5 protein-coding genes and 1 tRNA gene are annotated in these 6,580 nt (G+C 37.3%); 3 read left to right on the top strand and 3 right to left on the bottom strand.

Features of this window, described 5'->3' with window-relative positions; genetic code table 11:
- Positions 1–487, top strand: a 487-nt coding sequence (locus PLZ15_11140) for a hypothetical protein (protein ID HOI30298.1), incomplete at its 5' end; no start/stop codon positions are given.
- A 278-nt stretch (positions 488–765) separates the two neighbouring features.
- On the top strand, positions 766–3,675 hold the full coding sequence (locus PLZ15_11135) for an SdrD B-like domain-containing protein (GenBank protein HOI30297.1): 2,910 nt from the start codon (positions 766–768) through the stop codon (positions 3,673–3,675).
- Between the two features lie 167 nt (positions 3,676–3,842).
- On the opposite strand, the gene PLZ15_11130 is transcribed toward PLZ15_11135, so the two are convergent.
- The 3 genes from PLZ15_11130 to PLZ15_11120 all read right to left on the bottom strand — a co-directional run bounded on the left by PLZ15_11130 (position 3,843) and on the right by PLZ15_11120 (position 5,024).
- The gene (locus PLZ15_11130) at positions 3,843–3,977 is read right to left on the bottom strand and encodes a hypothetical protein (GenBank protein HOI30296.1); all 135 of its coding nucleotides are present in this window, start codon (positions 3,975–3,977) and stop codon (positions 3,843–3,845) included.
- 335 nt (positions 3,978–4,312) lie between these two features.
- Positions 4,313–4,385 (bottom strand) — tRNA-Ala (locus PLZ15_11125).
- A 90-nt stretch (positions 4,386–4,475) separates the two neighbouring features.
- A complete protein-coding gene (locus PLZ15_11120; GenBank protein ID HOI30295.1) occupies positions 4,476–5,024 on the bottom strand; it encodes a helix-turn-helix transcriptional regulator in 549 nt (182 codons plus the stop codon).
- Between the two features lie 158 nt (positions 5,025–5,182).
- On the opposite strand from PLZ15_11120, the gene PLZ15_11115 reads away from it, so the two are divergent.
- On the top strand, positions 5,183–6,535 hold the full coding sequence (locus tag PLZ15_11115; GenBank protein ID HOI30294.1) for an MATE family efflux transporter: 1,353 nt from the start codon (positions 5,183–5,185) through the stop codon (positions 6,533–6,535).
- The last annotated feature ends 45 nt before the right edge of the window (positions 6,536–6,580 follow it).

Genomic DNA, 6,580 nt, shown 5'->3' with positions numbered 1-6,580 from the left:
CTCAGACGATATTTACAAGGACGGCAAACCGAACAAAGAAATCTATGCCTATGTACTGAAAGACCGTTCGGACTGTTATAATGGAAAGATCTTCCTATTCCCGACGTTCAAGAATTTCAAACCGATCATTGATTTTATCCAGGGCTTGCCGGTAGGGGAGATAGCCGAAGAGACCGCCGGAAATATCATCCCCACTGAAAAAGAGTATTACGAACGTCAGTTGATGAAGAAAATCGAGTCGGAAAAGATCGAAGCTGTATTTGAATTGAACAATCTTGGTTCGCCAAGATCAGCGGAAGAAAAGAAACTCAAAACCATGATCATTCAGAAGATCTTCGGAACCACCAGCAAAACCGAAATTGAAAAATTGGATGGACCAAAATTGAATTATCTGCGTCAGGAACTCGAGGAGTTTTTCACAGAATACAACACCCGCGAAGACAAAGCGGAATTTATTGAGAGTTACAACAAGGTAGCTGCTGCTTAATAAATCATCCCATTGAATAACCGCCGGATAACTCCGGCGGTATCCCATTAATAGACTGATATTTTTTAATGTTTTTAATGTTCGTCTTAACAAATAATTCTATTTGATATTAGGATAATATGTATTATTATGATCCGGATTTATTCTTATTAAATGCAGCCTGTTCGTTAAATTCCGCAAAATGAATTCTTCAACTATGAGAAAGGAGATGAATCAGGAGTTTTTACAAATGATTTTTTAATACACAGAGTATTAATATATTTTCAACGAAGGTTCATATGAAAATTAAATTTTTATTCATCTTGTTTATAACCTTTCTTTTATCAAACAACCATATTTCAGCTCAATCAGCTTCGGTTTTATGGCCGTTAACAGTCGATCAAAACCCTAATAATCCATCAGGGAACATTCAGGCTAATGCTGAAATCATTGGTGCCGGACCTGCACCTTCAATGACTGTTTTTGCTTATAACAATGGTCAGAGACTCTGGGTCGGTAATTCTGGTTGGTCGGCCGGTTCTTTAGAACAAACTCGTTTTATTCAATTTGATGCAAGTCCAGCATCTGGTTATGATTTTACTGTTTCGAATGTATCATTTAATTATGGCGATTTCCCCTTGGCTACTGACTTCAATATCTTAAATGCCCAGGTGTTTATTTCAACTGATGGTTGGCAAACAAGTACTTCTATCGGATCTGTTATTGTCTATAAGAATACTGTAGTCCAAACGTTTTCACAGTCATTGAATGTTACAATTCTGAATAATCAAACATTCTCACTTAGAATTTTTCCATATTCGCCCAATGGCGGTATTGCCGGAACCCCAACATTCGCGATTCACAGCAATGTTTTGATAGAAGGAACTACCCAGGAAACTTCGACCGCAGATTCTTGCGCGGTTGATTCTATTAATGTAAGTACAGGGTGGAATCATAATAACAATTCAAATTATTTTGCTAACAATCCGGCAACAGATCAGGATGTATTCTGGACTTTAATTAGTGCGCCAACGGATAATGGTAATGTAAATCTGAATGGTCCTGCCTGGGTAATTACTAAACATCCTGCCTGGATTAATCAATCAGGTAGCAGATGGATTTCTGCATTTCAGTCATCAGGTGCAAACGCTAGAAATATAGATGAACCTAGTCCTCCGTATGTTTTTCAAAAAAGTATCTGCGTTAGTGATACAACTAATCTTACTTTTAACCTTAATGTACTTGTTGATAATAGAATCGTTTTAAACTTTGTTGATTCCAATGGTAATTTAATAAGCAATCTCGGTGCACTTAACTCATCGATAACATCTAATTTCACAGTGCCTACAAACTTCCTTCAGGTTGTTAATAATGTCGCTCCCGGAACTTATTATATCAGAGTAGAGATTCGTAACGACAATTCAGGTTCAGCTATGGGTTTCAATATCCAGGGAACTGTAACAGGGGGTAACTCTTCGCTTTTGGAAACTCTTTGCTGCAATCCTCCTAACTCCTCTATAACAGGATATAAATTCAATGACTTAAATAATAACGGCATAAAAGAATCATACGAACAGGCTTTAGCTGGGTGGGTAATCACCTTAACTGGATCTGGTATATCCCCAATAACTTCAACAACAGATGCAAATGGAAGTTATTTATTTACAGGACTTCTTCCAGGCACATACACTTTAACAGAAACAAGTCAATCCGGCTGGATAGCAGGCCAAACAGGAAGCAGTAAGACTGTAACTGTCGGAACTAATCAGGCAATAAATAATATTAATTTTGGAAATAGACAGCTGCCCTTAGTCGGATCAATAGGCGGAATAAAATTTAATGATCTTAATGGTAATGGTATTAGAGATAATGGTGAACCGGGGTTGGAAAATTGGGAAATTAAATTATCCGGCTCTTCTAATCAATCAGATATGACCGATGCTAATGGTGAATATAGTTTCACAAATCTGTCAGCTGGCAATTATTCCGTTTCAGAAACAAATCAAAATAACTGGCAGCAAACTTATCCGCCTTCCCCTGGAACTCATTCAGTCACCTTATCTTCAGGGCAGAATGTTGCCAATATCGATTTTGGCAATAAATTAATTGGAGCAGCTGATTGCGTAGAACCACCTGCCGGTATGGTTGCTTGGTGGCCAATGGATGAAACATTAGGAGCTACAGTTGTTTTAGATATTAAAGGAAACAATAACGGAACGCCTTTCCCGGGTGCTATTGGTACAATTGGGTCGCCTGTGGCTGGTGCAGTACCCGGAAGTACTTTGCAATTCTTAAATCCTCAGGCTAAAGTCGACGGCTCTTTGTTTTTTGTTAACTCCGCAGTTCTTAAATATATCAAAGTTCCGGACAGTCCAACTTTAAATTTCGGTGCTGGGGATTTTACAATCGATGCTTGGGTTTACCCGGTTGTCGTAAATTCTTTTAGGGTTGAACCAATCGTTCAAAAAGTGGAATTAACCACTCCTGTATGTACCGGTTATAGACTCTATATACAAGGCGGCAACTTGCACTTTGTTGTAATGGATGGTACTTCCACTTCCGTTATATCTACACCAATAACATATTCACAATGGCAGCATATTGCAGCTGTTAGAAAAGGCGGTACGCCTAATACTTTTGAATTATATATTAACGGTGTTTTAACAGCTTCTACAAATAGCCAGATTAATAATACAAGTAATTCAGCAGAACTTATTCTCGGTGGAATACCCAGCCCAAGTGGGGGAGCAATATGTGGATTGCCTGCACAATATGGTTGGGGTGAAATAGCAATTGATGAACTCGAAATATTCAACCGTGCTCTTGATCAATCAGAAATATTTTCACTATGGTATGCTGATACTTTTGGTAAATGTAAACCCGAACCAACTTCAATTGATTTTAATAATCCGGATAAATTTATCCCGAGTAATTTTTTACTGGGCCAGAATTATCCTAACCCATTTAATCCTGCAACGTCAATCAGTTATGCTTTACCCGTTGAAAGTAGAGTCAGGATTTCTGTTTATAATATTTTAGGAGAGATTCTGGTAAATTTAGTTGATGATATTAAACCGTCAGGAAACTATAAAGTTAACTGGGACGCAAGTAAATTATCCTCAGGATTATATTTATATAAAATTGAGGCTATTCCACAAAATGGTGAAAAACCATTTACTCAGGTAAAGAAGATGATTCTACTTAAGTAATATTCTGTATTGCAAGATTTCGCAATATTTTATTTCCTTAATAATAATTAAGGAATAATCTAATATATGCAGCGTAACTGAATATATTGAGGGTTACAACCAAGTCGCTGCAGCTTAATAATTTCTTCCATAACATAACCGCCGGATAACTCCGGCGGTTTGTTTATTTACCATTCGTATTCACAATCATTGCAGTGGTATTTTGGAGCTTTGCCATTTTCATCTATTGGTACATCACAACCACCATAGTGTACGTTATCATCATCATTTTCATTCTCATTCTCTTTTTTTGGATCTAGCATTACTAATCCCCAAATTATTTTGGCAATCGATTTACCTCCGCACTTAGGACAAGTTTTTCGAGGTTTTGATTTCGGCTTTTTTACTGAAATGATCATTTTTCACAATTATGTTTCAACATAAAGCTACATAAATAATTTGAGTTTTTCTTTAGTTGATTGTGAAGGTATTTGTAGCAGTTTCATATAAATCTGAATCAATTAATTTTTAATTTCACTGTGTCTTTTTTGTGTCTTTTTCTGCACCAGACGACACCATTTTACACCAATTTTAGGTTTTGCCAGGATTTCATAAAATAAAAAAACCTTGATTATTTATTATAATCAAGGTTTTCGTGTGGAGCTAAGCGGGATCGAACCGCTGACCTCTTGAATGCCATTCAAGCGCTCTCCCAGCTGAGCTATAGCCCCATCCTAAATTTTGAATTGAAAATTACTGATTGAGAATTAAAAGAACTAATGCAAAGGTAAACAGAGGATAAACTTTTGTCAAACTTTTTGTTAATGTCCGCTCTCTACCTTTTGGATTACAGAATTAATCTGATTGAAACTCTGCTGCAATCTTCTCAATTCGCTCTCAAGTCTGTAGATTTTGTACGATTCCAATGCCTCTTTGCCTCCGAGCAGCCAGTTTACATCGCATCCGAGTCGTAACAGGCGTGTAAGAATCTTAGAACCGGGTTCTCTTTTCCCGCTAATATACTGCTGAAGCTGCTGCGGCGAAATTTTCATCGCCTCTGCCAACTTTTTTAACGTCCCGTATTTTCTCTTTGCAAATAATCTTAATCTTTCGCCAATACCAAGATGCATTGCCTCTTCGCTTGTAAAAAGATCGAGCGATTCGTTGTATTCTCCTTCGAATAAATTTAATTCAAACTGATAGTCATCAATAATTTCTTTTATTTTTTTATACAGGTCATCGTCAAATTGAGGTGATTCATTAATAAGATATGAAAGGGTTTGTACCTTAATACCTAGTTTCTCAGCGATTATTCCTAACTTGATACCGAGTGTATGAATCAGGTATCTAATTTCTTCCTGTTTGGTCATAAGGTTGATCCCTTTTAATCAATAAATCAGATACACGACGCAAAATAGCAAATTTTATCTAAATAGTTAATATTTCATGCTGGATTTACTTACTCTCCCGGACAGGTTAAATAATTTTTACTTTTATGGTAGAATTAAATTGGATATTTTTATTGGGTATGAAATTCTTCTCATTTACAAAAGACCACACTTATATCCTCAAAATTGCACTTCCTGCAATTGCCGGATTAGCTACTCAAATGATAGTAAGCCTGGTAGATACCGCTATGGTCGGACGCCTTTCGGATGCTGAATATAATCTGGCGGCAATGGGAATTGGTGTTTTTGCTACATGGGCGGTCGTAAGCCTTTTTTCAAGCCTCGCTACCGGCACACATGTCTTAATTGCACGGAGTTTCGGTGAAAAAAATGATAAAGGATGCGGTGAAGTTCTTAATACTGCAATTATTCTCTCATTTCTTATTGGGATCGTAGTTGCTTGTCTTGTGGTCTTTTTCTCACGCGATATAGCAGGTTTCTTTGCCGCTGATAAAAAAGTCGGACTTCTGGCAGGGGACTATCTGTATTACCGTTTTATGGGGATTCCGTTCTTTCTCATTACAGTTTCTTATAGGGGATTCTTTTTCGGGATCGGAAAAACCAAAATTTTCATGTATTCAGGTGTCCTGGCCAATCTTCTTAACATTATATTCAATTATATCTTTATTTACGGTGCATTTGAAATCGAGGGGATGGGTCTCGCCGGTGCAGGGTTGGGTTCCACAATCGCTACAATTTGCGATGCTTTTTTCTACTTCGGCGTATCACTTTTACCTTCCTATAAAAATAAATTCAATTACTTCCATAATTTCAGATTCATTAAAGGAATTGCTCAAAGGATAATTAAAATTTCACTCCCGGTTTCTCTTCAAAATATTTTTATTCTGATCGGATTTTTAAGTTTTATTGCAATTACCGGATTAATTGGGATTATGGAGCAGGCTGCAAGTAATGTTGTCTTTTCCGCTCTCCTAATCTCATTGTTGCCCTGTTTCGGATTCGGGATTGCCGTTCAGACAATTGTAGGAAATACTGTTGGAAGCGGGGATCTTCAACTTGCCAAAAGGTACGGCTTCGAGACTAGTAAAATTGCATCTGTTTATACAATCGCTTTAGGAATTGTTTTCTTCCTGTTTCCAAGAGGCATACTTATTCTTACTACAAATGATTCCCAGGTAATTGAAACCGCTGTACCTGCTCTGAGGATTGCAGCATTAGGACAGATTTTCTACTCGGTTGGTGTTGTACTTGCAAACGGTCTGCAGGCCGTAGGAAAAACCCTTTTTGTTATGATAGCAGAAGTAGTTGCCAATTGGTTTGTTTTTGTTCCGATAGCCTACCTGCTCGGAGTTGTTCTTGAATTTGGTCTTGTGGGTGCCTGGTCCGCTCTTCCTTTTTATGTTGTTCTGTATGCTTTGATCATTTTTATCAAATATAAGTTCGGAAATTGGGAGAGGTACCAGAAAGTCTGATCTGTGATAAAAAAACTTGACAAAGTTATCGTTTAAGAATATATT

This window comes from Melioribacteraceae bacterium (genome assembly GCA_035362835.1).
Lineage (GTDB): Bacteria > Bacteroidota > Ignavibacteria > Ignavibacteriales > Melioribacteraceae > DSXH01.
This window is presented reverse-complemented; position numbering and strand designations above follow the sequence as displayed.

What these genes read in the sequence shown, in the direction of transcription:
- PLZ15_11120 (HOI30295.1), bottom strand. Translation starts at nt 5,024, where the DNA reads ATGACCAAACAGGAAGAAATTAGATACCTGATTCATACACTCGGTATC.
- PLZ15_11115 (HOI30294.1), top strand. Translation starts at nt 5,183, where the DNA reads ATGAAATTCTTCTCATTTACAAAAGACCACACTTATATCCTCAAAATT.
- PLZ15_11135 (HOI30297.1), top strand. Translation starts at nt 766, where the DNA reads ATGAAAATTAAATTTTTATTCATCTTGTTTATAACCTTTCTTTTATCA.
- PLZ15_11130 (HOI30296.1), bottom strand. Translation starts at nt 3,977, where the DNA reads ATGCTAGATCCAAAAAAAGAGAATGAGAATGAAAATGATGATGATAAC.